The sequence below is a fragment of the Actinoplanes italicus genome (assembly GCF_003001815.1).
GTDB classification, from domain to species: domain Bacteria; phylum Actinomycetota; class Actinomycetes; order Mycobacteriales; family Micromonosporaceae; genus Actinoplanes; species Actinoplanes italicus.
In genome coordinates this window covers 63,817-90,379 of sequence record NZ_PVMZ01000001.1, presented here as the reverse complement: position 1 = coordinate 90,379, position 26,563 = coordinate 63,817, and the positions used below count along the sequence as shown (strand labels likewise).

At 71.2% G+C, this 26,563-nt stretch carries 29 protein-coding genes and 1 tRNA gene; 17 read left to right on the top strand and 13 right to left on the bottom strand.

The features are described from left to right. Window positions 1-63: 63 nt before the first annotated feature. The 3 genes from CLV67_RS00490 (at window position 64) to CLV67_RS00480 (ending at window position 2,005) form a co-directional block, all read left to right on the top strand. Window positions 64-312 (top strand): DUF6158 family protein, encoded by a 249-nt coding sequence (locus CLV67_RS00490; protein ID WP_106315135.1) that lies wholly within the window; start codon window positions 64-66, stop codon window positions 310-312. Then, complete coding sequence (locus tag CLV67_RS00485) at window positions 312-818, top strand: DUF1360 domain-containing protein (RefSeq protein WP_106315134.1); 507 nt, start codon at window positions 312-314, stop codon at window positions 816-818. The genes CLV67_RS00490 and CLV67_RS00485 overlap by 1 nt, the downstream gene beginning before the upstream one ends. Window positions 819-1,183: 365 nt before the next feature. Continuing rightward, window positions 1,184-2,005, top strand: a complete 822-nt coding sequence (locus CLV67_RS00480) for an ANTAR domain-containing protein (RefSeq protein WP_106315133.1) — start codon at window positions 1,184-1,186, stop codon at window positions 2,003-2,005. Between the two features lie 77 nt (window positions 2,006-2,082). On the opposite strand, the gene CLV67_RS00475 is transcribed toward CLV67_RS00480, so the two are convergent. The 5 genes from CLV67_RS00475 to CLV67_RS00455 all read right to left on the bottom strand — a co-directional run bounded on the left by CLV67_RS00475 (window position 2,083) and on the right by CLV67_RS00455 (window position 5,821). Beyond that, window positions 2,083-2,391 (bottom strand): antibiotic biosynthesis monooxygenase family protein, encoded by a 309-nt coding sequence (locus CLV67_RS00475; protein ID WP_106315132.1) that lies wholly within the window; start codon window positions 2,389-2,391, stop codon window positions 2,083-2,085. Window positions 2,392-2,481: 90 nt separating this feature from the next. Then, window positions 2,482-4,146, bottom strand: coding sequence for an MDR family MFS transporter (locus CLV67_RS00470; RefSeq protein ID WP_106315131.1), 1,665 nt, complete (start codon window positions 4,144-4,146; stop codon window positions 2,482-2,484). After that, on the bottom strand, window positions 4,143-4,616 hold the full coding sequence (locus CLV67_RS00465; protein ID WP_239166166.1) for a MarR family winged helix-turn-helix transcriptional regulator: 474 nt from the start codon (window positions 4,614-4,616) through the stop codon (window positions 4,143-4,145). The genes CLV67_RS00470 and CLV67_RS00465 overlap by 4 nt, the downstream gene beginning before the upstream one ends. Window positions 4,617-4,658: 42 nt before the next feature. Continuing rightward, a complete protein-coding gene (locus CLV67_RS00460; protein WP_373873137.1) occupies window positions 4,659-5,261 on the bottom strand; it encodes a class I SAM-dependent methyltransferase in 603 nt (200 codons plus the stop codon). Window positions 5,262-5,335: 74 nt separating this feature from the next. Next, a complete protein-coding gene (locus CLV67_RS00455) occupies window positions 5,336-5,821 on the bottom strand; it encodes an HTH domain-containing protein (RefSeq protein WP_106315689.1) in 486 nt (161 codons plus the stop codon). Window positions 5,822-6,028: 207 nt separating this feature from the next. Between CLV67_RS00455 and CLV67_RS00450 the strand changes: the two genes are divergently transcribed. After that, window positions 6,029-6,703, top strand: a complete 675-nt coding sequence (locus tag CLV67_RS00450; protein ID WP_106315129.1) for a response regulator — start codon at window positions 6,029-6,031, stop codon at window positions 6,701-6,703. Window positions 6,704-6,788: 85 nt separating this feature from the next. Next, window positions 6,789-8,648: a hypothetical protein gene (locus tag CLV67_RS52575; protein WP_106315128.1), complete on the top strand. Its 1,860-nt coding sequence runs from the start codon at window positions 6,789-6,791 to the stop codon at window positions 8,646-8,648. 36 nt (window positions 8,649-8,684) lie between these two features. On the opposite strand, the gene serA is transcribed toward CLV67_RS52575, so the two are convergent. Together serA and CLV67_RS00435 are read right to left on the bottom strand one after the other, a co-directional pair. Then, a complete protein-coding gene (gene serA, locus CLV67_RS00440; protein ID WP_106315688.1) occupies window positions 8,685-9,902 on the bottom strand; it encodes a phosphoglycerate dehydrogenase in 1,218 nt (405 codons plus the stop codon). Window positions 9,903-10,084: 182 nt separating this feature from the next. Then, the gene (locus CLV67_RS00435) at window positions 10,085-11,008 is read right to left on the bottom strand and encodes an aminoglycoside phosphotransferase family protein (protein WP_106315687.1); all 924 of its coding nucleotides are present in this window, start codon (window positions 11,006-11,008) and stop codon (window positions 10,085-10,087) included. A 101-nt stretch (window positions 11,009-11,109) separates the two neighbouring features. Between CLV67_RS00435 and CLV67_RS00430 the strand changes: the two genes are divergently transcribed. Both CLV67_RS00430 and CLV67_RS00425 read left to right on the top strand, forming a co-directional pair. Beyond that, window positions 11,110-11,319, top strand: a complete 210-nt coding sequence (locus CLV67_RS00430) for a hypothetical protein (protein ID WP_146168938.1) — start codon at window positions 11,110-11,112, stop codon at window positions 11,317-11,319. Window positions 11,320-11,386: 67 nt separating this feature from the next. Then, window positions 11,387-12,232 carry a DMT family transporter gene (locus CLV67_RS00425; protein ID WP_170153707.1) on the top strand — a complete coding sequence of 282 codons (846 nt, stop codon included), beginning with the start codon at window positions 11,387-11,389 and terminating at the stop codon, window positions 12,230-12,232. A gap of 148 nt (window positions 12,233-12,380) precedes the next feature. Here the strand turns inward: CLV67_RS00425 and CLV67_RS00420 are convergent, their stop codons facing one another. Then, entirely contained in the window at window positions 12,381-13,505 is a 1,125-nt protein-coding gene (locus CLV67_RS00420; protein WP_106315126.1) for a sensor histidine kinase, read from the bottom strand. Further along, window positions 13,502-14,158: a response regulator transcription factor gene (locus tag CLV67_RS00415; protein ID WP_106315125.1), complete on the bottom strand. Its 657-nt coding sequence runs from the start codon at window positions 14,156-14,158 to the stop codon at window positions 13,502-13,504. Before CLV67_RS00415 ends, CLV67_RS00420 begins: the two co-directional genes overlap by 4 nt. Before the next feature lie 123 nt (window positions 14,159-14,281). Here CLV67_RS00415 and CLV67_RS00410 point away from each other — a divergent pair, with 123 nt between their 5' ends. From CLV67_RS00410 to CLV67_RS53055, 5 genes are all read left to right on the top strand, one after another. Further along, complete coding sequence (locus tag CLV67_RS00410) at window positions 14,282-14,839, top strand: hypothetical protein (protein ID WP_106315124.1); 558 nt, start codon at window positions 14,282-14,284, stop codon at window positions 14,837-14,839. Continuing rightward, on the top strand, window positions 14,836-15,891 hold the full coding sequence (locus tag CLV67_RS00405; protein WP_106315123.1) for a peptidoglycan-binding protein: 1,056 nt from the start codon (window positions 14,836-14,838) through the stop codon (window positions 15,889-15,891). Before CLV67_RS00410 ends, CLV67_RS00405 begins: the two co-directional genes overlap by 4 nt. Further along, a complete protein-coding gene (locus tag CLV67_RS00400) occupies window positions 15,888-16,544 on the top strand; it encodes an ABC transporter ATP-binding protein (protein WP_106315122.1) in 657 nt (218 codons plus the stop codon). Before CLV67_RS00405 ends, CLV67_RS00400 begins: the two co-directional genes overlap by 4 nt. 1 nt (window position 16,545) lies before the next feature. Then, on the top strand, window positions 16,546-17,730 hold the full coding sequence (locus CLV67_RS00395; protein WP_106315121.1) for an ABC transporter permease: 1,185 nt from the start codon (window positions 16,546-16,548) through the stop codon (window positions 17,728-17,730). 79 nt (window positions 17,731-17,809) lie between these two features. After that, a complete protein-coding gene (locus CLV67_RS53055) occupies window positions 17,810-18,784 on the top strand; it encodes a hypothetical protein (protein ID WP_239166167.1) in 975 nt (324 codons plus the stop codon). 61 nt (window positions 18,785-18,845) lie between these two features. On the opposite strand, the gene CLV67_RS00380 is transcribed toward CLV67_RS53055, so the two are convergent. From CLV67_RS00380 to CLV67_RS00365, 4 genes are all read right to left on the bottom strand, one after another. After that, window positions 18,846-19,727 (bottom strand): SPFH domain-containing protein, encoded by an 882-nt coding sequence (locus CLV67_RS00380; RefSeq protein ID WP_106315120.1) that lies wholly within the window; start codon window positions 19,725-19,727, stop codon window positions 18,846-18,848. 5 nt (window positions 19,728-19,732) lie between these two features. After that, a complete protein-coding gene (locus CLV67_RS00375) occupies window positions 19,733-19,966 on the bottom strand; it encodes a hypothetical protein (RefSeq protein WP_106315119.1) in 234 nt (77 codons plus the stop codon). Between the two features lie 40 nt (window positions 19,967-20,006). Next, window positions 20,007-20,079 (bottom strand) — tRNA-Arg (locus CLV67_RS00370). Window positions 20,080-20,097: 18 nt separating this feature from the next. Then, window positions 20,098-21,180 (bottom strand): alpha/beta hydrolase, encoded by a 1,083-nt coding sequence (locus CLV67_RS00365; RefSeq protein ID WP_106315118.1) that lies wholly within the window; start codon window positions 21,178-21,180, stop codon window positions 20,098-20,100. Between the two features lie 170 nt (window positions 21,181-21,350). Here CLV67_RS00365 and CLV67_RS00360 point away from each other — a divergent pair, with 170 nt between their 5' ends. The 5 genes from CLV67_RS00360 (at window position 21,351) to CLV67_RS00340 (ending at window position 26,538) form a co-directional block, all read left to right on the top strand. After that, entirely contained in the window at window positions 21,351-21,998 is a 648-nt protein-coding gene (locus CLV67_RS00360; RefSeq protein WP_106315117.1) for a single-stranded DNA-binding protein, read from the top strand. A gap of 309 nt (window positions 21,999-22,307) precedes the next feature. Next, window positions 22,308-22,778 carry a hypothetical protein gene (locus tag CLV67_RS00355; RefSeq protein ID WP_170153706.1) on the top strand — a complete coding sequence of 157 codons (471 nt, stop codon included), beginning with the start codon at window positions 22,308-22,310 and terminating at the stop codon, window positions 22,776-22,778. A 2-nt stretch (window positions 22,779-22,780) separates the two neighbouring features. Further along, window positions 22,781-23,815 (top strand): cobalamin biosynthesis protein, encoded by a 1,035-nt coding sequence (locus CLV67_RS00350; protein WP_106315116.1) that lies wholly within the window; start codon window positions 22,781-22,783, stop codon window positions 23,813-23,815. Then, on the top strand, window positions 23,812-25,338 hold the full coding sequence (locus CLV67_RS00345) for a cobyric acid synthase (protein ID WP_106315115.1): 1,527 nt from the start codon (window positions 23,812-23,814) through the stop codon (window positions 25,336-25,338). The genes CLV67_RS00350 and CLV67_RS00345 overlap by 4 nt, the downstream gene beginning before the upstream one ends. A gap of 120 nt (window positions 25,339-25,458) precedes the next feature. After that, entirely contained in the window at window positions 25,459-26,538 is a 1,080-nt protein-coding gene (locus tag CLV67_RS00340) for a M48 family metallopeptidase (protein ID WP_106315114.1), read from the top strand. Window positions 26,539-26,563: the final 25 nt, after the last annotated feature.

Below are 26,563 nucleotides of genomic sequence, written 5' to 3'. Positions count from 1 at the left end.
CGTGCCTCCTGGGGGAATCACTGCCGACCGGGCTATTCCGGCAGTGAACGGAGGCGCACCACGATGAGTACGCGGTTCGAGTACGGCGCAGCGGCGATCTTCGACACCGGGATCGACCCTGCGGGTCTGACTGACGACGATCTCTTCCGGGAGCTGGCGAGTCTCTACCGGACCCGGCTGCACACGCTGCGGCACGGGCCGGACGCGGCCCTCGAGAACCACTTCAAGCGCACCGCGGAGCTGGAGACCGAGTACATGGCACGCAACCCGGGACGCGAGGTCGACCCGGAGCGGCTCACGCAGGCCTTCTGATGGCGCTGCTCTCCCGATTGGCCAGGGCGTACGCACCGCACGAGCACCGGCCCCTCGACGGCTACGTGGTCGCGATGGGCGCGTTCGGGGCGATGGCCGGCGCGCTGGCGGCGGCCGTGAAGCTCAGCGGCCGGCCGGTGCCGGAACGTCCCGCCATGACGGATGTGGCGTTGTTGTCGATCGCCACGCACAAGCTCAGCCGGCTGGTCGCCAAGGAGGCCGTGACCAGCCCGCTGCGTGCTCCGTTCACCCGGTACACCGAGCCGGCCGGGGCCGCCGAGCTCCACGAGGAGGTCCGCGACGAGGGCAGTTCCATCCGGCACGGCATCGGCGAGCTCGTCACCTGCCCGTTCTGCCTGGCGGTCTGGGTGGCCACCGGGCTGACCGGCGGCCTGGTGCTGGCGCCCCGGCTGACCCGCCTGGTCGCTACCGGCCTGACCGCCACGGCGGCCTCGGACTTCCTGCAGCTGGCCTACTCGATCGCCAAGCGGAAGGCCGAGGGCTAGCTGGGGCCTGTATCGAAAGTAGGGCCGGCGACCGGGCGAGAGTGATTCAGGTCACAGAAGCTCATGGAATCAGGTGCCCGAGCCGACGGTTGTGTACGGATGCCGGTGTGCCCAGTGTCCCCGGGCCTCACCCATCGCCTGCACGGAATACCGTTCGGCTGGAGCCGTGTTGAGCCACTCGCCGCGAGGCGACCTGCACACCGGCATTCGCGCCGCCTCTCGGGCAACCGAGGGGCGGCGCAATACTCTCCGGTTCCGTCTTCCGGGCACCGCAACTCCGACGAGACGGGTTTAAAGCGGCAACACCCCCCGTTAGGGGCACCTCGTCGCGCGCGATTGCGGATAGACGTGGCAATATCCGTCGAGTGTCTGCCCCGAAACGTCGTGTCCCGGCCGCGCAGCGTGGCGCCCGGCTGACCCGGCGCACCCCCAAGAACGGCACGCCTCCGCTCACCCCGTCGCGTCGCCCCGGCAGTGCGAAGGCGCGGCATTCGGCCGTACCCGCGACGGGTGGGCCACACCCGGTGGAGCTCGCCGGGCTGCTGCACGAGCTCACCGTCCGGTTGCTGTCGGCGGATTCCCTCAACCAGGCCCTCGACCGGCTCGCCGCCTTCGTGACCGCCACACTGCCCGGTGTCGCCCGCTGCGCGGTCGTCCTGATCGGCGAGGGCGGTCCGCTCACCTCTGCCGGGTCCGGCACGGCGGGGGAGACCTTCGACCATCTGCAGTACGCCGGAAGCGCCGGCCCGGGTCTGGAGGCGGCCCGCACGCGTGCCGTGGTGACCTCCGGCGACCTCACCGGTGACGACCGCTGGCCGGAGCTGTGCGAGGCGGCCCGCTCGGACGGCCTGCGGGCGGTCGCCGCCGTTCCGATGGACGTCCGGCGCACCGCGGTCGGCGCGGTCAGCGTCTACCTGGACCGCGCGGGCGAGGTGGGCCCCGAGGTGCTGGTGACCGTGATGGCGATGGCCGGCCAGGCCGAGGTGCTGCTCGGCGAGCTGCACCGCCGGGAGGCGCTGACCGAGGGCGCCGAGGTGGACCGTGCGGCCGGCGTGATCATCGCCCAGCGGGGCTGCGGCGTCCAGGAGGCGTACGCGATCCTCCACGAGAGCGCCCAGCGCCTGGGTCTGCCCCAGGCCGCCGTGGCCGAACGCCTGGTGGCCGCCGCGGCCCGTAACGCCGGATAGGCCGTCCTGCCGTACCTCAGACCGGTTGCAGGCCGTTCCGCGACGGCGATCACCTGCCCGAGGTACGGCCGGCGGGTTCAGGCCTGCTTCTCGACCTGCTGGACCACCTCGAACTCCAGCAGGCTGGCGCCGCTGGCGACCGGCTTCGCGCGCTCGCCGGCGTGGGCCTCACGAGCGCTCCCGCCGGCCCAGTTCTGGAAGTCCTCCTCGGTCTCCCAGCGCGTGTACACGAAGTAGCGGGTCTCGCCGGCCACCGGGCGCAGCAGCTCGAAGCCGAGGAACCCGGGGGAGTTCTCGACCGCGCCGTGCCGGGCCGCGAACCGCTTCTCCAGTTCGGGGCCGGCGCCTTCGGGGACCTCGATCGCGTTGATCTTCACAACAGCCATGCGGCCACGCTACTGCCCGTTTCTGGGAACGGGACGTGACGAGGCCGGGGGCACGGACGGGACGCTTCGGCCGTACCCCCGCCTGAAGATCTAAGCGGTGCCCTCGCCGCCTGCCTTGACCCCTGCCTCCTCCTGCGCGGCCTCGGCGCGGGCCTGCTGTGCCGAGCGCTGGGAGAGTGGCAGTTCCGGTAGGAAGAAGACCACGATGAGGCCGAGGATCATCACGAAGAACGCGATCAGGTACACCACGTGCACGCTCTCGGCGAAGCCGACCTTGAACGGGTGTGAGATCGGGTCGGCGAGCTTGCTGAGGAACGACGTGTCGCTGAGCCCGGCGCCGCTCATCGCGACCTTCAGGGTCTCGCTCTGTGACGGGTCGGCGGCGATCGCCTGCTGGAACGCGGGAGTCGGCTGCGCCTCGGCGTACGCGTCCCTGATGTTGCCGGGAAGCACGTTGAACAGCACCGACAGGAAGACCGCGGTGCCGAGGGTGCCGCCCATCGACCGGAAGAACGTGACCGCGCCCGTGGCGGTGCCGATCTCCCGGGGCGAGACCGCGTTCTGCACCGCCGTGATCATCGGCTGCATGTTGCTGCCCAGGCCGAGACCCATCAGCACCATGACCAGCATGGTCCGCCAGAGCGGGGTGTCCGCGCCGATCAGCGAGAACAGGTAGAGCGCGGTGACCATGAAGACGCTGCCGACGATCGGGAAGATCCGATACCGGCCGGTACGGGAGATGAGCTGACCGGAGATGATCGAGCCGGCCATGATGCCGACCACGAACGGGATCATCTGCAGGCCGGCCAGGGTGGCCGAGGAGCCCTTCACGATCTGCAGGTACAGCGGGACCGTCATCAGGCCGCCGAACATCGCCATGCCCAGGATGGTGCTGGCGGTGACGCCGACCGCGACGGTGCGCTTGCCGAGCAGGGCCAGTGGCAGCAGGGCCTCGTCCTTGTAGGCGCGTTCGGCCAGGATGAAGCCGATCAGGCCGATCCCGCCGATCACGTAGCAGGCGATCGACTCGGCGGAGCCCCAGCCCCACTCGCGCCCCTGTTCGGCGACGGTCAGCAGCGGGACGAGGGCGAGGATCAGGGTGATCGCGCCGGGCCAGTCGATGCGGTGGTCGACGCGGTGGTGCGGCAGGTGCAGCACCCGGGCGACGACGGCCATGGCGGCCAGGCCGATCGGCACGTTGAGGTAGAACACCCAGCGCCAGCCGTCGGTGCCGAGGATGGTGTCGGCGCCGGCGAAGAAGCCGCCCAGGATCGGGCCGAGGACACTCGCGGTGCCGAAGACGGCGAGGAAGAAGCCCTGGTACTTGGCGCGCTCGCGGGGCGGGACGATGTCACCGATGATGGCAAGCGCCAGCGACATCAGACCGCCGGCGCCGAGGCCCTGGATGGCCCGGAATGCGGCGAGCTGCCACATGTTGTCGGAGAGACCGCAGAGGAACGAGCCGACGATGAAGATGCCGATGGCCAGCAGGAAGAACGGGCGCCGGCCGTAGATGTCGGACAGCTTGCCGTACAACGGCGTGGAGATCGTCGAGGTGATCAGGAAGGCCGTGGTGGCCCAGGCCTGCAGATCGAAGCCCTGCAGGTCGTCGGCGATGGTCCGGGTCGCGGTCGCCATGATCGTCTGATCCAGCGCGGCGAGGAACATGCCCATCATCAGGCCGCCGAGGACCGTCAGGATCTGGCGGTGGGTGAATTCCACCGGCGCGGTCGCCGATGGGGCTGGGTGGCTCACGCAGTCTCCCGTGGGGGTGATCCCGGGTCGGAGCGCAGGTGCGCCTCGACCGCGTCGTTGAACTCTTCGAAAAGATCCGTGAAGGCCGCGACCCGGTCGGCCGGCCAGTCGGTCAGCACCCGGGTGAGCATGGCCACCCGGGCCTGGCGCACCCGCTCACAGGCCGCCACCCCGGCCTCGGTCACGGCGAGGCGCGACGCGCGGCCGTCGGCTGGATCCGCCTCACGGCGGGCCAGGCCCGCCTTGACGAGCTGGGCGGCCTGGCGGCTGACCGTCGACGGATCGGCCCCTTTGACCTCGGCCAGGTCGGTGACCCGCATCGGGCCCATCGCGCGCAACGGTGGCAGCAGCATCAGTGCGGAGAACTCGGCTCCGAGATCTCCGGTCTTGAGCATGCCCCGGAATCGCGCGCCCATCCGGACCAAACGCGTGATTTCGTCGGCGAGCCGGGTGGATTCCTGTTCGTGCACGGGCGTCGTTCCTCCGGATCGAGATATGCGTGTAGCCTACAACTAGTTGCGTGATGAACGCATACGCCAGATGCCCGTGACGAGCGTCTCGGTGTCCTCCAGCGCGGCCGGCACCGGCACGACGTATTCGGTCACCAGGTCGAACAGGCGCTCGGGGAAGAAACCGCGGCCCGGGTCGCCGACCAGCACGGTCGCGCCCGCGTCCCGGAAACCACGCAGCTGGGCCACCATCCGCGGGGCCACCGCCGGGCTGTAGAAGACGTCGCCGGCCAGCACCACCTGCGGCAGGTCGACCTCACCGGCCAGCGACAGGCCGTTGGCGCCGGCGTTGCGATGGGCCGCCTCGACCGCGGCCGGGTCGATGTCGGTGCAGGCCACGGCGGCGGCCCCGGCGTGGGCGGCGGCGATCGCGGCCACCCCGGAGCCGGTGGCGACGTCCAGCACCCGGCGGCCGGTCACCTCGTGCGGATGGTCGAGCAGGAAGCGGGCCAGGGCCTGGCCGCCCGCCCAGGCGAACGCCCAGAACGGCGGCGGCTGATCGCTGCGGAACTCGCCGCCGGTCAGGTCGAAGAGCCCGACCGGCTGGGTGACGAGGTAGAGGGAGAGTTCCGGGGCCAGCGGCACCGGGGACAGGGTGGTGGGCAGCACCCGGTCATTCTCCGGCAGCTATCGGATCGGCTGCGGGGTGCTCGCCCTTCGGGGTGTTCGTCCCTCGCGGCTCAGCTGATCGGCTGCGGGGTGTTTGCCATGATCAGTTTTGCGCGGTACTCGGCGCGGGCCTCGGCCGCCCATGGCGCGTCCTCGTCCTCCAGCAGCGGGCGCGAGGCCAGGAAGGCCGCCGCCGCCAGCAGCCGGGCGGCGCGGGCCGGTGTGCGCTCCGCCGCGATCGCGATCAGCTCGTCGAAGGTGGCGGCGTCCACGTGCACCCGCTCGGTGACCAGGCGGACCCGGCCCCGGTGGGTCGCGATCACCGAGTCACGCGGGCGGACCCCCGGCTCCAGGCGGTCGCGCAGCATCGCCAGATCGTCCTTCAGCGTGGCGGTGGAGACACCCAGCGTGTCGGCCAGCTCCACAAGCGACCACTCACCCCGCAGTGCGAGCAGGGCGAGCAGGTGACGTGGCCGGGCGCCACCGAAGTCGTTCCCGGTCAGGCGGATGCCACGGGTGCGGACCTCGAGACGGCCGAAGAGCTGGATGTCGTGCATGATCCAGAACTCTGCGGGCCGGGCGGTATAACCGGCAAGCCCCAAAGCGAGGGGGGCGGGTTGACCGAAAGACTGGTCATCAGGTCCGCTCGGAGGCAACCGGTCGTCAGGCGTACCACTGGGCAGGCTGTTGGTAGGGAAGGCAGTCCGTCGGGTAATCCTTAGACTGCGCGGAGCCCGCCGGGGGCACATCGAGGAAGGTGACGTATGGACAGCGGCGAGACGATCACTGTGCTCGTCGTCGACGGTCACCAGACCTTCGCCGAGCTTCTGGGACATGCTCTTGCAGGTCAGGCCGATCTTCGATGGGTCGGGCACGCACGGACCGGGGCGGAGGCGTTGCGGCTCGCAGCCGAGTTGCTGCCCGATGTGATCGTGATGGACCCGGAACTGTCCGATGCCGACGGCATCGCGATCGCCGAACTGATCCGGGTACGCCAACCCGACTCGCGTGTGGTGATCCTCACTTCCAGCGAGGATCAGACCCTCGTCCGGCGGGCCACCACCGCCGGGGCGGCCGGCTTCCTGTCCAAGAACGGCGCGCTCGGTGACGTTCTGAACGCGTTGCGCACCGCACACCGCGGCAGCATGACCGTCTCCACCGACATCCTGGCCCGGCTGCTGCGCAGCACCACCCCGGCGGTCGCCGGACAGCGTGCCAACAACCTCACCGCGGGTGGTCTCACCCAGCGCGAGGACGAGGTGTTGCAGCTGATGGCGGCCGGTCTCGACGCCCGTGCGGTGGCCCGGCGGCTCGGCATCAGCGTGCACACCTGCCGCGGATATCAGAAGGCCGTGCTCGCCAAACTGGGCGCGCACAGTCAGCTCGAGGCGGTCGCGATCGCCACCCGGCGCGGACTCGTACGACCTGACCCGCGGTAAACCTTCCCGTCACTCATCCGGAAGAGCGGTTCCTTACGTACTTCCATCGGGGGACACACCGTTGGGTGCGCTGCAGGGAGGAATCGTGGACCGTTCCGCTTCGGCCGGAGCCGAGCAGGGGGAGGAGAGCCCGGCCGGCCGGCTGCCGTACCGGCGGCCATCGGCTCGGGAGGTTGCAGAGGAGGGGGACGACAAGCCGCTCGGATGGTTCGGGGATCCGAAACCGTCGGAGAGCGGGTCGATCTCCTCTCCTGCCGTCGCGCCTGGCTCACCCGTCGTCCCGTCCGGGGGCGGCGCGGATCCGGCGCCACCGGAGTTCGGGCCGGCGTCGCCGGGCGGGCCCGGGCGGGTCTCGTTCGGATTCAGTGACGGGCCGATCGGTGGGGCGCGGGCCTCCCGGGGGCGCGGCTCCGACGACACCGGCGGCCTGCGCCGGGTCTCGGGGGACGACACCGGCAGTCTTCGCCGGGTGTCCGCGGATGACACCGGCAGTCTTCGCCGGATCTCTGCGGATGACACCGGCGGCCTGCGCCGCGCTTCTGCGGACGGCGACGGACTGCGTGCTCGTAAGCGGGGGCGCGGTGACGGGTCCGCGGCGGCTGAGCTGCCGCAGCGGCGTCGTGGGGACACCGGCGATCTGCCCCGGGTGGGCCGGGACGACAGCGATGAGCTGCCGCGCCGCCGTCGTGGGGACACCTCCGACGATCTGCCGATCGTCCGGAAGAGCGGCAACGGCACCGACGCGTCGTCCTGGCCGGCGGATGCCGACCCGTTCAGCGTCGGCATCGGCACCCTGCCCGCCGACGCGGCCTCGACCACCTCGTGGCCGGAGTCGCTCGATGCGGACTCCTCCCGGAGCTCGTCCCTCGGAAGCGGCTCGTCGCCGGGCGTCTCGTCCCGGGCTTCGTCGTTCGACACCGGTTCATCGCCTGCCTCCTCGGAAGCCGGGGCATCGCGTGCCGGTTCAGGTTTCTCCGGCGCGTCCGGCTTTTCGGCGGGGCAGGACGCCACGCCCTGGGCGGACGGCGGTGCGGCGGGGAACTCCGCCGGCACCGGGTTCGCGGCGGATTGGGGCCGCCGCGACGAACCGGTCGTCTGGGCCGACACCCTGCCGCCGTCGGTCACCTCACCCGCGGCACCGGGCGGTCCCGGCGGTCCCGGGGCTCCGGGATCACCCGGCGGTCCGGGAGGACTGCCGCCGCGCCGCCGGCAGTCCCGGCTCGTCACGGCCGGCATGACAGTGCTCGGAGTGGTGGCGCTGGCGGTCGTGGCGCTCACCGGCGTCGTCTACTACTCCGGCGACAACCAGATCAGCGACATGCTGGGCGGCGGCGGAGACGACCGGGTGGTCAGCGGACCGCTCGAGGACCGGACCCTCGCCACGTTCGAGCTGCTCGCCGCCACCGACCGGGTCCAGCTGCGGATCGCGGACCTCGGCGACGACCTGTACCGGATCAGCTCGCCCGAGGGCGCCGGGATCAAGCCCAGCGCCGAGGTACGCGAGGACCGGCTGCGGGTCGACGTCACCCGCGACGACGCCGGCACCGGCGGGGAGGTGGAGGTCGTGCTGGCCGCGAAGGTCCGGTGGACCATCCGGTTCTCGGGATACTCGGCCGAGCGGATCGTCGACCTGAGTGAGGGCCGCATCAAGGGCATCGAGATGGTCGGCGGCACCAGGCGGGCCGAGATGACACTGGCCGACGCGGCCGGGACAGTACCCATGAAGATCACCGGCGGGGTGGAGGAGCTCATCCTGCGGGCGCCGACCGGCAGCCCGGTGCGCATAAAGGTCGGTGGTGGCGCGGGAACGGTGACCGCCGGGTCGCGGACCCTGCGCGACGTGGCGCCCGGCTCGACGCTGACCCCGAAGGACTGGACTACCGGCAACCGTTACGACGTGGACGCGGTCGCCCCGGTCACACTGCTCACGGTCGAGACCACCTGACCCGGCCGGGTCAGGCGGTCTCGACCGCTGCCGCCATCAGTTCAGGACGCGCAGGCGGACCGTCTGCTCCATGTCACGCAGCTGGTCCAGCACCTCGTCGGGGTAACCGCGGGCGATGTCGGTGATCAGATAGCCGTACTCCCCGCGGGTGCTCAGCATCTGGCCCTCGACGTTGACGTTGTGCTCGGCGAGGATCCGGTTGACCTGTGCCAGGACGCCCGGGGTGTTCTTGTGCATGTGCACGATGCGGTGCATGCCGGGCAGCTCGGGCAGGGTGACGCCGGGCAGGTTCACGCTGAGCGTGGTGTTGCCCTCGGTCACGAACTTGGCCAGCTTGTTCGCCACGAAGCCGCCGATGTCGGACTGGGCCTCCTCGGTCGAACCGCCGATGTGCGGGGTGAGGATCACGTTCGGCAGACCGCGCAGCTCGGACAGGAACTCGTCGCCGCGGCCCTTCGGCTCGGCCGGGAACACGTCGACGGCGGCACCGGCGAGGCGGCCGCTCTTGAGCGCGTCACGCAGGGCCAGGTGGTCGACGACGATGCCACGCGACAGGTTGAGGAACAGGCTGCCGGGACGCATCTTGGCGAACTGCTCGGCACCGAAGAAACCGGCGTTGCCGGGGCGGCCGTCGACGTGCAGGGTGACGAAATCGCTGGACTCCAGCAGCTCGTCGAGGCTCGCGCAGCGGTGTGCGTTGCTCAGCGCCAGCTTGTCGGCGGTGTCGTAGAACGACACCGACATGCCCAGGTTCTCGGCGAGGACCGACAGCTGGGTGCCGATGTTGCCGTAGCCGACGATCCCGAGGCGGCGGCCGCGGATCTCGTGCGCGCCGTCGGCCGACTTGTCCCAGACGCCCGCGTGCATGAGCGTGTTCTTCTCGGTGAGGCGGCGGGTCAGCGAGATGATCTCGGCGATCGCCAGCTCCACCACCGAGCGGGTGTTGGAGAACGGGGCGTTGAACACCGCCACGCCGCCGGCCGACGCGGCCGCCAGGTCGATCTGGTCGGTGCCGATGCAGAAGGCGCCGATGCCGACGAGCTTGTCGGCGGCCTCCAGCACCTTGGCGGTGACCTGGGTCTTGGAGCGGATACCGAGCAGGTTGACCCCGGAGATGCGCTCGATCAGCTCGACCTCGTCGAGCGCGTTGCGCAGGGACTCGACCTGGAAACCGTCCTCCTCGAGGCGGGAAACCGCGTCGGGGTGGATGCTCTCCAGAAGCAGGACTCGCACCTTGGGCTGGTCGCTCATCATCTTCCGTTCCATGATTCGGTTGGGCGCCCGGGCCGCCACGCCGAAGCCCAGTTCACGGGCGTCAAGCCTAGTCCCCCGGCGTGCCGGGCCCGGTGCGGTGTGCTCGAGGTCCCATCTACCGGTCAACCCCGTCAACTGTTACGGGGCGGCAGCGGGTGTGGTTCAGCGGTGTTTCAGCCGGTTCACCCGTCCAGTGCGGCGCGCAGCCACGGCAGCAGGGCCTCGCCCTGGAACCGCTGGAACGCGCGGACGGTCGGCAGGCCCGGCGGCGGTGGCAGGCGGGACGAGTACTGGAACATGGCCGTGGCACCGGAGATCACCCCGACGGTGATCGCCCGGTCGACGCCGCCGAGCAGCGGGGCCGGGTCGCCGCCGTGCACGATCACGTTGATCGCCAGGAGCACCGAATCCAGCCAGGCCGGACCGACGCAGCCCCACGGCCAGTCGATGAACACGAACCGCCCGTCCGGCCGGATCAGGATGTTGTCGGCCCGCAGATCGAGGTGCACGAGGGTCCGCCCCTCGGTGAGGGCGGTGATGCCCCGGCCGGCGGCCGCGGACAGCGCGTCCATGCGCCGGGCCGCCCAGGGGTCGAGGTCGTCCGGCGGGGCCGCGGCCAGCTCCTGCCACCGGCCGAAGGCGGGTGCGAGCCGGTCGGACGCCGACGGAAGATCGGGGATCGGCGCCGGCGTGAGCATGGCGGCCAGGTCGCGCAGCGCGGCCGCGGCCGCGCGGATCTCTCCGTCCACCCAGGGTGTACGCGGATGCGTGCCGGCCACGTCCTCAAGGACCAGCACCACCCACTCGCCGTCGTCGAACCCGCCCAGCACCCGGGCCACCGGCACGCCCGCCGGCAGGCCGGAGCTGATTCGCAGCTCGCGGCGGGCCATCGCGGCCGACTCCTCGTTGAGGGCCGGGCTGACCGCCTTCACGAAGGCCCGGACGCCGGAAGCGGTGCGAACCCGGTCGGCGGTGCCCGGGGAAAAGCCGCCGGCCTGGGACTCCGCCGACACCACCGGACCGCCACCGATGATCCGCTCGATGTCGTGGCGGACCCGGCCGGGCAGGTCGTCCCAGCCGATCCGCACTCCACTCGCCACCACCATGCCGGCGATCGTGGCAGGGACCGGCCGCCGGGCCCAACCGAATTCCCGCCGCCTGTGGATGACGGGCCGGGTTGTCACACCCATGGGTGAGGATGTCGGGCATGACGACGGAAGCACTCACCGGCGATGCCGGACACGACTGGCGGACCGCTCTCCGGGAGCGGGTCGAGCGGGCGGCGCGGCGCCGCGCGCAGCGCGACGGTCTGCGCCGTGAGGCCGCACGCCGCCGTGCGCACGGATTGATCGATCGCAGCGCGGCCCGGCTCGCCCGGGTCCGCGCCCCCGTGGTTACGGATGGTGATACGGGGTAGTTCATGCCGGTTCGATGCGGGCGGTGCTCGGTATCGTCGAGGGTGCCGAGACAGCGAGGTGGGGTGGATGGGATCGCTGGGGTGGGCCGTCGCGCTCTCCGTGCTGTCCGCTGCGTCCTACGCGGGTGCCGCGGTGGCCCAGGAGCGGCTCGCCGGGAGCGGGCATCGCGGCCGGTCGCGCTGGGCGGTGGCGCTGCTGCTCACCGGTGCCGGCGCGACCTTGCACCTGGTCGCACTGAACTTCGGCACCGTGGCGGTGGTCCAGGCGCTCGGCACGCTCACGCTGCTGTTCGCGCTGCCCATCGAGGTGGTGCGATACCGGACCCGGATCAGTCCGGCGTCCTGGCGTGACGCCGGACTGACCGTGGCCGGGCTGGCGCTGATCCTGTCGCTGTCGGTGAAGCCGGACGGCCCGGCGCTGCTCTCCGACACGGCGGTCCGCGGCCTCGCGCTGATCACGGCCGGCACCGTGCTCGCCTGCGCCGTGGGCGCCCGGCGGGCCGCGCCGCCGTGGCGGGCGGTGCTGCTGGCCGCCGCCTCCGGCACGGTCTTCGGCATCGCTTCGGTGCTGTCGAAAGCGGTGCTGGCCGCGTTCACCACCGGCGGGCCGGGTGCGGTCTCCGTGTCGGCGGCGGTGCTGGTGGTGGGGTTCGCGGTCAGCGGTTACCTGCTGGGGCAGCTGTCCTACCGGGGTGCCGGCCTGGCCGCGCCGCTGGCCACGGTCAGCGTCACGAATCCGCTGGTGGCGGCAGTCGCGGGGATGGTCCTGTTCGGTGAGGGCATCCGTTCCGGGGCCGCCGGTGCGGTGCTGGCGGCCGTCGCGGCGCTGGTCACGGGGTGGGGCGTGATCGGCCTGGCCCGGCGCAGCGCCGAGTCGTCGTCGGCCGGGGTGCCGGCCGGTAGTAAACGGTGACCGGCCGCCTGGGCTCGGCCGGGGCGTTGTTGGTCGGCAGTAAGCGGTGACCCACGGCCGCAGCCCGGCGGCGGCGTTGGGGCCGTGAGTGTCGCCTGCCTCGCTTCGTGGCCCCGGTACTCATGCGTGGCCGTACGATATAGGGGGTTTATGGGGCTTTGGGAAGTAGGACCGTGATCGTGAGGCCGCCCTCCTCGCGGGCGTCGGCCCGCAACCGGCCGTGATGGGCGCCGACGACCGCACGCACGATGGAGAGGCCCAAGCCGGCGCCGGGTGAGGCGAGCCGATCGCGGTTGAACCGGCGGAACGGCTCGAACAGGCCGGCGACCTCGTAGCGCGGCACCATCGGGCCGGAGTTGCTGACCTGCAGCTCCACCCAGCCGTCCGGGAGGGTGCGGGTGGTCACCCGGACCCAGCCTCCGGTCGGCACGTTGTGCCGCGCGCCGTTCTCGACCAGGTTCTGCACCAGGCGTTCCAGCAGGATCGGATCGCCGAGGACGGCGGCCTCGTCGGGTTCGGCGACGACCTTGACGGTGTCCGAGACCGCGACGTGGTCCACGATGTCGGCCAGATCGACATAGGAGCGTTCGGTGACCTCCCGGTCCGAGCGGGCCAGTAGCAACAGGCCGTCGATGAGCCGCCCGTGCCGGTCGTTGATGGCCAGCAGCGTGGTGCCCAGCTGGCGCACCTCCGGCGAGGTGCCGTCCGGCTCGAGAGCCACCTCGATCAGGGTGCGGTTGAGAGTGAGCGGGGTCCGCAGCTCGTGTGAAGCGTTGGCGATGAACCGGCGCTGCGAGTCGAGGGACTGGTCGAGCCGGGCCAGCATCAGGTCGAACGTGTCGGCCAGCTGCTTGAGCTCGTCGTTCGGGCCGTCCAGGGCGATCCGCTCGTGCAGGCCCCGGTCCGCGGCCGGGGCCTCGGCGATGCGCCGGGCCGCCGCGGTGACCTGGTGCAGCGGCTGCAGCATCCGGCCGGCGATCAGCCAGCCCAGCGCGATCGTCGCCGCGCTCACCACGAACAGCGCGATCACCCCCTGGGTGAGCAGCGTGTGCAGGGTGCCGGCGCGGGTGCCCTCGACCACCTGCTCGAAGTGCGCCTGCCCGGTGTCCGGTACGCCCGCGGTCGCCTTCGGCGGAGGACTGGCGGTACCCACGAACTTCTGCGGCGTGTCCCGTTCGACCAGCACGTAGATGACCCCGAGCAGGACCAGCCCGGCCAGGACGAACAGGCCGCCGTAGACGGCGGTGAGCCGGCCTCGCACGGTGAGTCTCATCGGAGCCGGTACCCCACTCCCGGTTCGGTCAGCACCACCGGCGGGTCACCCAGTTTGCGCCGCAGTTTGAGGATCGTCATCCGGACCGTGTGGGTGAACGGGTCGGCGTTCTCGTCCCACGCCTTCTCCAGCAGCGTCTCGGCGGACACCGCGGTCCCGTCGGCACGCAGCAGCTCGGCCAGGACCGCGAACTCCTTGCGGGACAGCGGCACGTAACGGCCGTCGCGGTGCACCTCGCGCCGGTACGGGTCGAGGCTGATCCCGGCCCGGCGCAGAACCGGCGGCGCGGCCGGACGCGACCGGCGCCCCAGCGCGGCCACCCGCGCCGACAGCTCCCGGAACGCGAACGGTTTCGGCAGGTAGTCGTCGGCGCCGAGGGCCAGCCCGGTGACCCGGTCGTCGATCCCGGCGGCGGCGGTCAGCATCAGCACCCGGATGCCGGCCTTGCGTTCTGCCAGCACCCGGCACACCTTGTCGCCGTGCACGACCGGCACGTCCCGGTCCAGCACGACCACGTCGTAGTCGTTGACGTCGATCCGTTCCAGGGCCGATCCGCCGTCGTAGACGACGTCGACGGCGTGTGCCTCGTGCCGCAGCCCCTGCGCCACCGCGTCGGCCAGCAGGGGCTCGTCCTCCACCACCAGGATCCGCATGCCTCCATCTTGGCCCTCGGCGCCGTCAACCCGGCGTCACCGTTTTCCGTGACGCCGGGGATACACGCCGGCCGCTCTACTTCGGTGCATGGCGGCCGCCCGGCCGCCGGCAAAGGAGACGACATGAGAACCAGGATCATCGTGGTGCTCGGCGTCCTGCTCGCGGCGACGAGCGCGGGCTGCTCGCGGCCCACCGGCGACGGCGGCGGTGTCGCAACCGCCGCGAGCGGGAAGCCGAAGGCGTCGGCCAGCACCGCCGTCAGCGGATCGGGCCCGGACGCGGACCTCGAGTTCTCCAGGTGCATGCGGGAGCAGGGCCTGGACTGGTTCCCGGACCCGCAGGCCGACGGCCGGATGGAACTCAGCCTGCCGCAGGGCGTGGACCCGGCCACCGTGGACAAAGCGCAGCAGGCGTGCAAGCGGTTCCTGCCGAACGGCGGGGAACCGCCGAAGCTGTCCGCCGAGGAGATCGAGCAGAACCGCGCGCTGTCCCGGTGCATGCGCGAGAACGGGGTGCCGAACTTCCCGGACCCCCAGCCGGACGGTCAGCTCGGCATCGACGGCAACAAACTCGGCACCGGACCCGGCAACCCGGCCTTCGACGCGGCCGTGAAGGCGTGCGCCCAGTATCGGCCGGACGGCGGCGGCGAACGCAGCGAACATGTGGAGAAGAAGGCATGAGACGTCGATGGACGACCGCCGCGGTGGCGGTGGCACTGACCGCCGGCGGTGTGGCCGCGTTCCTGCTCGGTGGCGGCCTTCCCGAGGCCGAGGGCACCGACTCCGCCGCCGGCGACGTGCCCGCGGCGACCGCCGACATCACCCGGCAGACCCTCGTCGACCGCGAGAGCCACGGCGGCTCCCTCGGATTCGGAGACACGGCGGTGCTCACCACCCGGCTGTCCGGCACGGTCACCGCCCTGCCCGCCGCCGACGCGACGGTCAAGCGCGGCGGTGCCCTCTACCGGATCGACAACGACCCGGTGGTGCTGCTGTACGGCTCGCTGCCCGCCTACCGGGCACTGTCACCCGGTGACGAGGGCGCCGATGTCACCCAGTTCGAGAAGAACCTGTGGGCGCTCGGCTACCGCGGCTTCACCGTCGACGACGAGTACACCTCCGCCACCGCCGACGCCGTCGAGGACTGGCAGGACGACCTCGGCCTCGACGAGACCGGCACCGTCGAACTGGGCCGGATCGTCTACGCCGGCGGCCCCGTCCGCGTCGCCTCCCGCTCCGCCGCCCTCGGCGCCACCGTGCAGCCCGGCGCCGAACTGCTGTCGACCACCACCACCGGACGGATCGCCACCGTCGAGCTCGACATCAGCGACCAGCGGCTCGCCAGGAAGGGCGCCGCGGTCGACGTGACCCTGCCGGACGGCACGACCGTCACCGGACGGATCACCGGGGTCGCCACCACGGTCGAGGAGGCCGAGAACCCGGGCCAGCAGGACACCACCAGGATCGAGGTGACGGTCGGGTTCGACAAGGCGCCCCAGGGGCTCGACGACGCGGCCGTGAACGTCCTGTTCGTCTCCGCGCGGCGGGAGAACGCGCTGACCGTACCCATCAATGCCCTTCTCGCCCTCGCCGAAGGCGGCTATGGGTTGCAGATCGTCGACGGCACCGCCACCCGCGTCGTCGCGGTCGAGACCGGCCTGTTCGCCGACGGCCGCGTCGAGGTCACCGGCGACAGCCTCACCGAGGGATTGAAAGTGGGGATCCCGGCGTGACGACCGTCATCGAACTCGAACGGGTCACCAAGAGCTACCCGGGAGTCACCGCCCTGCACGAGGTGGACCTGACCGTCGGCCACGGCGAACTGATCGCCATCGTCGGACCGTCCGGCTCCGGCAAGTCCACGATGCTCAACCTGATCGGCACCCTCGACCGCCCCACCTCCGGCACCGTACGCATCGACGGGCATGACGTCGCCTCGCTGTCCGACCGGCAGCTGTCCGCCCTGCGGGCCCGCCGGATCGGCTTCGTGTTCCAGTCGTTCCACCTCGCACCCGGCCGCGATGCCCGCACCAACGTGGCCGACGGCCTGCTCTACACCGGCCTGGCCCGGCGCGAACGCGAGCGCCGTGCCGAGAACGCGCTGGTCCGGGTTGGTCTCGGCGACCGGCTCGGGCACCGGCCGCACCAGCTCTCCGGCGGCGAACGCCAGCGCGTCGCCGTCGCCCGGGCGGTCGCCGGCGACCCGGCCGTGCTGCTCGCCGATGAACCCACCGGCAACCTCGACTCCGCCTCCGGCGCCGGCGTCGTCGAACTGCTGCGTGAGCTGAACGCGGCCGGCACCACCGTCCTGGTGATCACCCACGACCACGAGATCGCCGGGTCGCTGCCCCGGCAGGTGCCGATGCTCGACGGGCGGGTGGTCTGACATGGCCGCCCTCAGCCCGGCCCGGCTGCGCCTCTCCGACCTGCTTCGCCTCGGTGGGTACGGCCTGCGGTCGCGCCCCCTGCGAGCCGTCCTGTCCGCTCTCGGCATCGCCATCGGTATCGCCGCCATGGTCTCGGTCGTCGGCATCTCCACCTCCGGACAGGCCGACCTCGACGAGGAACTCGCCGCCCTCGGCACCAACATGCTCACCGTGGCACCCGGCCGGACCATGTTCGGCGACGACGCGACCCTGCCCGACGACGCCCTGGACATGATCAGACGCATCGGGCCGGTCACCTCCGCGACCGCCGTCGGCTCGGTCGGCGACACGTCCGTCTACCGCACCGACCGGATCCCCCCGGGCGAGACCGGCGGGCTGTCCGTCGTCGCCGCGCAACTCGACCTGCTCGGCACCGTCGACGCTGAACTGGCCGGCGGAAGGTGGCTCAATGCGGCCACCGCCCGATACCCGGCCGTCGTGCTCGGCGCTGCCGCGGCCCGCCGCCTCGGCGACGTGCCCGCCGTCTACATCGAGGGCCGCCACTACCCGGTCGTCGGCGTGCTGCGGACCGTGCCGCTCGCCCCGGAACTCGACAACGCCGTCCTCGTCGGCTGGGACGCCGCGAAGTCCTACCTGGACTTCGACGGGCACGCCACCCGCGTCTACACCCGCTCGATCGAATCCCAGGTGGAGGCGGTCCGCGGTGTGCTCGCGGCCACCGCCAACCCGCGCAACCCCGACCAGGTCGACGTGTCCAACCCCTCCGACGCGCTCATCGCCCAGCGCGCCGCCAGCAGCACCTTCAACTCGCTGCTGCTGGGACTCGGCGCGGTGGCGCTGCTCGTCGGCGGCATCGGCGTCGCCAACACGATGGTCATCTCGGTGCTCGAACGCCGGGCAGAGATCGGGCTGCGCCGTTCCCTCGGCGCCACCCGCGGACAGGTCCGCACCCAGTTCGTCGCCGAATCATTGCTGCTGTCGCTGCTCGGCGGCGTGGGTGGGGTGCTCGGCGGATGCCTCGTCACGTTCGTCTACGCCGGAACCCAGCGGTGGCCGGCTGTCGTACCGCTGTGGGCGATCGCCGGTGGACTGGGCGCCACCCTGCTCATCGGCGCCGTAGCCGGCCTGTATCCGGCGATCCGCGCCGCCCGGCTCGCCCCCACCGAGGCACTGGCCGCCGCATGATTCCGGCGTTGATCCGAACTGGGAGCGTTCCCGTATTGATCTCCGTAGGGTTCATCGCGCTCGGGGAAGCAGCAGGCCAATGCAACGGAAAGTCGTCATCACCGCCGGGCTCGCCGCGGCCATGGTGGGAGCCGGTATCGGCATCGCCACGGCTGCCGAAGCCGCCGTGCCCACCGTCAACTGCCCGCAGGTCTACATCACCGTCAACGTCCCGGCCCAGGCCCAGGCGGAGGTCGACAGCAACCTGCGCCAGATCGACCAGCAGATCAACGAGGCCAACAACCGCATCGCCTCGACCGCCGGTCAGGGCGGGCAGAACTTCATCCAGAACGCGATCCTCGGCCCGCTCCGGGACAAGCGGTTCGCCGCCATCAACCGGATCGAGACCGCGATCTCCCGCAACGCCGCCCGGCCCAACCTGAACGCCGAACGCCTGGCCACCTGCACCCTCAACCAGAACGGCGGCCAGCCCGCCGTCACCACCACGCCGCCCGCGGCCCAGCCGGGCAACAACCTCGGCGTGCTCACCGACAGCTGCGACACCAGCCAGCTGGAGGCGCACGACGGCTTCCAGCGGGGCAACCGTTGCGTCTCCACCGAGTTCGGTGAGGTCGGTGCCGCCGCGAACAACCCGACCCTGCTGATCACGAACGCGCCGCGTCAGGTGAACCGGAACCAGCCGTTCACCATCCAGGTCAGCACCCGCAACCTGATCCGTGACCGCTTCCTCGCGGCCGGCCAGGGCGGTTACTACGTGGAGAGCAGCGTGCTGCAGGGCGGCCTGGTCCGCGGCCACTTCCACACCGCCTGCCGCATCCTCGACAGCCAGCAGCAGGCGCCCGCGCCCGAACCGGTCCCCGGGTTCTTCGTCGCCACCGAGGACAGCCGTGGCGGGGCACAGGCCGACACCATCGCCATCCAGGTGCCGGGACTCGCGCAGTCGGGCACTTTCCAGTGCTCGGCCTGGGCGGGCGACGGGTCGCACCGCATCCCGATGATGGAACGCGCCAACCAGACGCCCGCCCTCGACTCCGTACGCGTTCGCGTCCGCTAAGTATTGGCGATCTTGTGAGGTTCGGCCGCTCGACCGACCGTAACCTCACAAGCTCGCGCGCTCACTTCGTTTCGACCGGGCGGGTCAGGGATACCGTGCCGCCCATGCACAGGCCCGGCTCCTTGCCCAGCTTCTCGGCGATCTGCAGGCAGCGGGCCACCTGGTCGACACTCGCGTCGGTCCGGGTGATCTCCGCCCGGGTCTTCGCGTTCGCCTTGTCGATCTCCAGGTTGCGGGCCTCGAGGATCTTCTGCCCGTACGCGGCGATCGCCTGCGTCGTCGGCTCGTCGTAACGCGGCGACTCGAACGCCACCGACTTCACCACGATCTCGTCACCGAGTTCCGCGTTCAGCGCGGTGACCAGCGTCTCCTTGTACGTCTTGTTCAGATCCGGGGCAGGCGCGTCCCCACTCGTCGGGTCCACCGCACCCAGCGGATCGAACGACGCGAAGATCGACGTCATCGCACCGTTGATCTGCGGATTCACCCGCCGCTCCACGAACACCTCGAACCGCGAGCGGTCACCCACCTCCCGGTAGGCGGCCCAGTTCTCCGGCGCCTTCTCCGCCTTCGCCGACCACTCGATCTGCACCGGGATGCACGCCCGGCGCTGGGCGGCGATGGTCACCCACACACACTGGTCACCGAGATGGGCGTACGTCTGACCCGACGCGTCCCACTCGTCGATGCCCTGCCACGGCAGCGTCCACTGCAAACCGGCGCCCGTCGTCCGGCCGGTCGGCTTGTTCCAGCTCGTGACGATGCCCACGTTCCGCGTCGGCACCACGGTGATGCTCGCCGTCACGACCGACGCCACCGCCAGGAAGCCGGCGATCGCGAACGCCGCCCACGCCTGGCGTTTCACCTGCGGGGTCTTGCCGAGCCTCGCGGCCAGCAGCGCGAACAACGCCACGGCGAACAGAAGAATGCCGAAGACGAACAACTGAATCAGTGCTCCTGCTCGGGAAGAGCCGCACGATGCGCGGCAAGGATCCGCTGCGCCCGATCCCGCAGGTCGAGCGCGTCGGGAGTGTTGACCAGATCGGCGAGAACCGCGATGGCGTCGTCGTAGCGCCTGACCTTCAGCGCGTCACGGGTCCGGGACGTGCCGACCCCGAATCCGATCAACACCCCGACGGTAAGCCCGAGAACAGCCACACCGAACACCAAAACGGCGATCACGCTGTGACGATAAGCCAACCGATCAAGTTGACAGAGGTTGCGCGCCCGGCAGGATTCGAACCTGCGACCGACGGATTAGAAGTCCGTTGCTCTATCCGCTGAGCTACGAGCGCTGGCCTAGCCAGCACATACTAGGCGGTCGTGCCGGACTTGTCGTCCGCCTCGTCGGCGGTGCCGTGTTCGATCGCCGCCTCGGCGGCCTCCAGAGCGGTGGCTATGCCCGCTTGATCCTCCGGTGCGGGCGGAATCACCTCCTGCGGAGTGCCCGGAGCCGGAAGAAAACCGTCCACCCATCGTCCCAACTCGCGGAACACCTCGACCCGGACCTCCTTGCCGGAGAGCGTCAGGTCGTGCATGCCGCCGTCGAACCGGGCGATCGTCACCTTGGGGCCGAGTCGCGGCGCCCACCGTACGATGTGCTCCACGTCCAGCACCGAGTCGGTCAGCCGCACGTCATCGTGCCATGCCCGCCCCCGGAACGTCCGGGTCGAGCAGGCCACCAGCACCGGCACGTCGATCGCCAGGCCGGAACGCAGCTTGCGCTGACCCCGGCGGATGGCCTCCAGCCAGCCCATCGTCACCGGGAACCCGAGGATCGGCTTCCAGGCGAGGTCGTATTCCCACTCACCGTGATGGTCGGTGTGCAGGCTCATGCCGTAGAGACCCAGAGAGGCGACAGGCATCTTCCGGTACGGCGAACGCGCGCTCGCCGCGAGCACCAGTGACATCAATGGCCGGCGCATCAGCCACGGCAGGTTGAAGTCGAAGAACGGGCTGTTCAGGAACAGTCCGTCGACCAGTCCACGGCCCCGGCGGGTGTGCGCCCACAACGAGGTGATCAGGCCGCCCGTCGAGTGCCCGCCCACCAGCAGCTGGTCGTGACCGTCCTCCTCGCGGATTATCCGGACCGCCTCGTCCAGTTCCGGGAAGTAGTCCGTCAGGCTGCGGGCGAAGTTCGGCGTCTGGTGCGGGAGCAGGCTCCGGCCGTACTTGCGCAGGTCGAGGGCATAGAAGTCCCAGCCCCGCTCGGCGAAGAAGTCGGCCATGTGGGTCTGGAAGAAGTAGTCCACGAACCCGTGGACGTGCAGCACGGCCCGTCCGGTGGGTGTCTCCGCCCGGCGGCGGACCAGGGTCGCGATGACCGGCCCCTCGTCGTCAGTGCCCAGATCGATGGTGTGCCGCTCGTACGGCCATCCGAGGACGTCGGTCTCCACGCCCCCAGGTTACCCATGGGTACGGCCTGTTGCGCCATATCAGATCCGCCATCGCCCGTCCCCGCCATCCACAATCCGCCGCTGTCCACAATCGGTAACCGCAAGATCATCGCCGGTGACGCAATCTCGAACCCGTTCGCAGCACAGGACCCGCACAGGAGAGAAGAACCGTGTTCGAGACCACCCTCGCCGTGATCGGCAACGTACTCACCGCCCCCGAGTGGCGGCGCACCAGCAGCGACAACACCCTCGTCGCCAACTTCCGCGTCGCCTCCACCTCCCGCCGGTACGACCGGGAGACCGGTGCCTGGGTCGACGGCCACAGCCTCCGCGTCCGGGTCAGTGCCTGGCGCCGCCTCGCCGAGAACGTCGCCTCGTCCATCGCCGTCGGCGACCCGATCGTCGTCTACGGCCGCATCTACACCCGCGACTGGGTCGACGACGACAACAACAACCGCATCTCCTACGAGATGGAGGCCTACGCCATCGGCCACGACCTCAACCGCGGCCGCGCACGCTTCTACCGCAGCAAGCCCGCCGCCAGCAGCATGATCGAAGGACCCGACTCCGACGCGATGATCCGCGGCGAGGCGACCGTCGCACTCGACGGCGAGGAGGTCCCCGTCGGCTTCGGCGACGGCCTGCCCGAGCGCCTGCCCGACGACGACGGACCCACGTTCCTCGAAGTCGTCGCCGGCATCGCCGACGAGACCGCCGAACCCGGCGACGACCCCGCCCCGGCCGGACCCGACTCCGAACCGCCCACCGAGACCCGCCGCGTCCGGCGCACACCCCGCCGGGAACCCGTCGCGGCCTGAGACCTTCCCCCAGCCGCCTCCCCCGCCGTCGAATCCCTGCTGACGGCCGGGCGCGGCGGCGCCCGGCGGCCCGGCCGGACCCGCGATCACGTCCCCGCCATCGCCCTGGTGGAGCGACGAACCGGCCGGGCCGCCGCGGTCCCACGAAAGAGGGACGAATGAAACCGCGGCACAACGGGTATTCACCTGGGTTTAGTCGACGCTCATGGATTCCTTCTATCGGGATGGGCCGATCGTGCCGACGGAACCAACCGGCCGTCGGAGCGGCCCGGGTGGGCTACCCGCATCGCCAACCGGCAGACTGAACCCGTGCTGCTGAAGGACATCCGCGCCATCGTGACCGAGACGGTGGTGCTATCGCCGGAGGATCAGTCGGCCGAGGACGCCAACACCATCTGGTTCAGCGCCCCGCCCCACGAACGCATGGGCCTGTCCGCGGACGAGGTCGTGACCGCGTTCGAGGAGACCGCCACCGGACTACGCGACCAGGTCGCCGGAGCCGGACACCAGGGCACCGCGACGTTCTACGTCTGGCACGACGCCATAGCCGGTCAGCTGCGCTGCTCGACCGGCACCTGCAAACCCAGCGACCTGCCGTTCACCGCCGACTACCAGGTCACCGCCGACCTGCGGGCCATAGTCGTCGAATTCCTCGAGGACCGGGCGCCCGGCGCCATCGTCTGGGGCGAACTCGAACCGGTGCCCTTCCCCGACGACAGCGCCCAGGACTCCCCGATCCTCGCGGTCTGGGCCTTCGACCTCACTCCGTTCGGCCGCTGACCGTGACACGACGCTGGGCCGCGGACGCCGCCGGCCTCATCGCCGGATACCTGCTCGACGCGGCCCTCGGAGATCCACGACGCCTGCACCCTGTCGCCGGCTTCGGCACCGCCGCCGGCGCCCTCGAGAAACGCATCCACCGTCCCAGCCGCACCGCCGGGACGGCCTTCACCGCCATCGCCGTCGGCGTGCCCGTCCTGGCCGGGCTCGCCGCCGGCCGGGCCACCCGCCACCACCCGGTCGCCCGGTTCGCGCTCACCACCGCGGCCACCTGGACCGTGCTCGGCGGCCGCACCCTGCGCCGCGAGGCCCGGACAATGGCCCGCCACCTCGAAGCCGGCGACCTGCCGGCCGCCCGGAACCGGCTCGGCCACCTGTGCGGACGCGACCCGTCCGCACTCGACGAGCCCGAACTGGCCCGGGCCACCGTCGAATCCGTCGCCGAGAACACGTCCGACGCGGTCGTCGCCCCACTGCTCTGGGGCGCCGTCCTCGGTCCGGCCGGGCTACTCGGATACCGCGCGGCCAACACGCTCGACGCCATGGTCGGGCACCGGTCGCCGCGGTACGCGCGATTCGGTACACCGTCGGCGCGGCTCGACGACGTGCTCAACCTGGCGCCGTCCCGGCTCACCGGGCTGTTGACCGCCGTGGTCGCGCCGATCGCGGGCGGAACGCCGAAGGAGACGCTGCGCGTTTGGCGGCGTGACCGGGACGACCATCCGTCGCCGAACGCGGGGCAGTGCGAGTCGGCGATGGCGGGGGCGCTGGGGGTGAGGCTCGGCGGGCGCAACGTCTATTTCGGACGAAGTGAAACGCGGCCGTTCCTCGGCGACGGGCCCCGGCCGTCGGCTGTGCATCTGCGGCGGGCGGCGCGGGTGTCGGGGGCGGTGGGCGCGGTGGCTGTCGTGCTGGCGGCTGCCGTGGCCGCGGCCCGGGGAACGATCACAGCCGGTGGAGGCGGCGGGGGAGGGGAGGGGCCCGAAGGGCCGCACCGCACCACGCCCCGACGACTCTTCCGGCGACCCCGATCATGACCGGCGGCCTTCTGATCGCCGGCACCACCTCGGACGCCGGCAAGAGCGTCCTCACCGCCGGCGTCTGCCGCTGGCTGCACCGCCAAGGCGTGCGCGTGGCCCCGTACAAGGCCCAGAACATGTCCAACAACTCGGTGGTGGTGGTGACCGCCGACGGCCGGGGCGGCGAGATCGGCCGCGCCCAGGCGATGCAGGCCGCCGCCTGTGGCACAGCCCCTGACCTGCGCTTCAACCCGGTTCTGCTGAAGCCCGGCAGCGACCGCTCCAGCCAGGTGGTCCTGCTGGGCGAGGCCGTTGACACGGTTACGGCCGGTAACTACCGAACGTTGCGCCCGAGACTGGCGGAGACCGCCCACGCCGCCCTCGCGGACCTGCGCAACGACTTCGACGTGGTGATCTGTGAGGGCGCCGGCAGCCCCACCGAGATCAACCTGCGCGACGGCGACTTCGTGAACATGGGCCTGGCCCGCCGGTTCGGCCTGCCCACCGTGGTGGTCGGCGACATCGACCGGGGCGGCGTGTTCGCGGCGTTCTTCGGCACGCTGGCCCTGCTGTCACCGGAGGATCAGGCGCTGGTCTCCGCTTTCGTGATCAACAAGTTCCGGGGTGACCTGGGAATCCTGCGTCCCGGACTGGACATGATCACCAAGGTGACCGGCCGTCCGGTGCACGGGGTCCTGCCGTTCCATCTGGATGTCTGGCTCGACGCCGAGGACTCGCTGGCGTACGGCAGGCTCCTGGGCCGCCCGGGACCGCCCCGCGGGACCGAATGGCTCCGCGTCGCCGTGATCCGCGTCCCGAGGATCTCCAATGCCACCGATGCCGAGGCGCTGGCCGCCGAACCAGGTGTGAGGGTGCGGCTGACGGTCGAACCGGCCGAGATCGCCGACGCGGACCTCGTGGTGATTCCCGGTTCCAAGGCCACGGTGAGTGATCTCGCCTGGCTCCGGGAGACCGGTCTGGCCGACGCGATCCGCACGCACGCGCGGGCCGGCAAGCCGTTGCTGGGCATCTGCGGCGGGTTCCAGATGCTCGCCGAACGCATTCACGACGAGGTGGAGAGCGCCCAGGGCACGGTGCCGGGGCTGGGCCTGCTGCCGGTGGAGATCACCTTCGCGGCCCGCAAGACGCTGGCGAGATCCGCGGGGGCCGGCATGGGCGAGCCGGTTCAGGGTTACGAGATTCATCATGGGTACGTGTCCACGGGCGCGCCGGAACCGCTGCTGCGCTACGACGACGGCCGGTCGGAGGGTGCCGCGGCGGGGAACGTCTACGGCACGCACTGGCACGGTGCGTTCGAGTCGGACGGGTTCCGCCGCCGGTTCCTGACCGAGGCCGCGCGCCAGGCCGGACGGCACGGTTTCACCGTCGCTCCGGACACCCGTTACGCCGCGGTCCGTGAGCGTGCTCTCGACGTACTCGGAGATCTCGTCGAGGAGCACCTGGACACCGACGCGCTGTGGCGGCTGATCGAGAAGGGCCCTGCGCCCGGAATGCCGTTCCTTCCGCCCGGCGCACCCTAGGGACTTTCTCAGGGTCTTCTCCGGGGTGCCGACGGGGGACACGCGTTGCGCCGCGGGCGTACGTTGGGCCCGGAAGCGCGGCCCGTACGCCGCGGCAGCGGCGAGAACGGGGTGAGGCAGATGACGACCGAGGACGACAACCGGCCGGCGCGCCGTCGCGTGACCTTGACCGGCATCAGCTCGCGGGCCTGGGAACACCCGGCCGATCGGGGCGCACTCTCCGCTCTGCGGGAGCTGCGCGGTTTCGACGACGTGGTGAAGACGTTCTTCGGCATGTGGAACGAGCGTGGGTTCCGGCTCATGTTCCTGGCCGGGGCGATCCGGGTCGACCACCGGCAGTACCCGCGGGTTTATCAGCGTTTCACCGAGGCGGCCAGCACGCTCGACGTGGCCGAGCTGCCCGAGCTCTACGTGACGCAGAACCCGATGATCAACGGGCAGGCGATCGGCCTGGACCGGCCGTTCATCGTGATCACCACGGGTGCGGTGGAGAAACTCGACGACGACGAGTTGCGTGCCCTGCTCGGGCACGAGATCGGGCACGTCCGCAGCGGCCACGCCGTCTACAAGACGATCATGAAGATCCTGACCGGCTGGCTGGCGAACATCAGCTGGCTGCCGGTGGGCGTGTTCGCGCTGCGGGCGATCATCGCGGCGATGTATGAGTGGTGGCGCAAGGCCGAGCTCTCCGCCGACCGGGCCGGCCTGCTCGCCGGTCAGGACCCGGCCGCCTCGCTGCGGCTGCTGATGAAGATGGCGGGCGGCGGCGACCTGTCGCAGATCGACACGGCGGCGTTCCTGGAGCAGGCCGCCGAGTACGAGGGTGGCGGCGACCTGCGCGACAGCCTCCACAAGCTCGGCATGACCGCGTGGAGCAGCCACCCGGTGCCCGTCGCCCGGGCCGCTGAGCTGCGCAAGTGGATCGACTCGGGAGAGTACGCCCGGATCGTCGGCGGCGAATACCCCCGCCGCGACTCGGACGGCGACGCCTCGGTCAGTGAGGACGTGAAGGCAGCCGCCAAGCAGTACCAGGAGGACTTCGCCTCCTCCCAGGATCCGCTGGTGGCCCTGGTGCGGCGGCTTGGCGGCGGTGCCGCCGACATGGCCGGGACGGCGGCCGGCAAGGCGTACAACTGGGCCACCGACGCGGCCCGGCGCACCCGCGGGACGAATGGCGGGGAGGGTACGCCAGACGCATGATCCACCGATCGGGCCGGGTGCTTGT

Bases quoted from the DNA above. Each gene is read 5' to 3' on its own strand.
- CLV67_RS00490 (WP_106315135.1), top strand. From the start codon at position 64: ATGAGTACGCGGTTCGAGTACGGCGCAGCGGCGATCTTCGACACCGGG.
- CLV67_RS00485 (WP_106315134.1), top strand. From the start codon at position 312: ATGGCGCTGCTCTCCCGATTGGCCAGGGCGTACGCACCGCACGAGCAC.
- CLV67_RS00475 (WP_106315132.1), bottom strand. From the start codon at position 2,391: ATGGCTGTTGTGAAGATCAACGCGATCGAGGTCCCCGAAGGCGCCGGC.
- CLV67_RS00455 (WP_106315689.1), bottom strand. From the start codon at position 5,821: ATGCACGACATCCAGCTCTTCGGCCGTCTCGAGGTCCGCACCCGTGGC.
- CLV67_RS00450 (WP_106315129.1), top strand. From the start codon at position 6,029: ATGGACAGCGGCGAGACGATCACTGTGCTCGTCGTCGACGGTCACCAG.
- serA (WP_106315688.1), bottom strand. From the start codon at position 9,902: ATGATGAGCGACCAGCCCAAGGTGCGAGTCCTGCTTCTGGAGAGCATC.
- CLV67_RS00435 (WP_106315687.1), bottom strand. From the start codon at position 11,008: ATGGTGGTGGCGAGTGGAGTGCGGATCGGCTGGGACGACCTGCCCGGC.
- CLV67_RS00430 (WP_146168938.1), top strand. From the start codon at position 11,110: ATGACGACGGAAGCACTCACCGGCGATGCCGGACACGACTGGCGGACC.
- CLV67_RS00425 (WP_170153707.1), top strand. From the start codon at position 11,387: ATGGGATCGCTGGGGTGGGCCGTCGCGCTCTCCGTGCTGTCCGCTGCG.
- CLV67_RS00420 (WP_106315126.1), bottom strand. From the start codon at position 13,505: ATGAGACTCACCGTGCGAGGCCGGCTCACCGCCGTCTACGGCGGCCTG.
- CLV67_RS00415 (WP_106315125.1), bottom strand. From the start codon at position 14,158: ATGCGGATCCTGGTGGTGGAGGACGAGCCCCTGCTGGCCGACGCGGTG.
- CLV67_RS00410 (WP_106315124.1), top strand. From the start codon at position 14,282: ATGAGAACCAGGATCATCGTGGTGCTCGGCGTCCTGCTCGCGGCGACG.
- CLV67_RS00405 (WP_106315123.1), top strand. From the start codon at position 14,836: ATGAGACGTCGATGGACGACCGCCGCGGTGGCGGTGGCACTGACCGCC.
- CLV67_RS00395 (WP_106315121.1), top strand. From the start codon at position 16,546: ATGGCCGCCCTCAGCCCGGCCCGGCTGCGCCTCTCCGACCTGCTTCGC.
- CLV67_RS53055 (WP_239166167.1), top strand. From the start codon at position 17,810: ATGCAACGGAAAGTCGTCATCACCGCCGGGCTCGCCGCGGCCATGGTG.
- CLV67_RS00345 (WP_106315115.1), top strand. From the start codon at position 23,812: ATGACCGGCGGCCTTCTGATCGCCGGCACCACCTCGGACGCCGGCAAG.
- CLV67_RS00340 (WP_106315114.1), top strand. From the start codon at position 25,459: ATGACGACCGAGGACGACAACCGGCCGGCGCGCCGTCGCGTGACCTTG.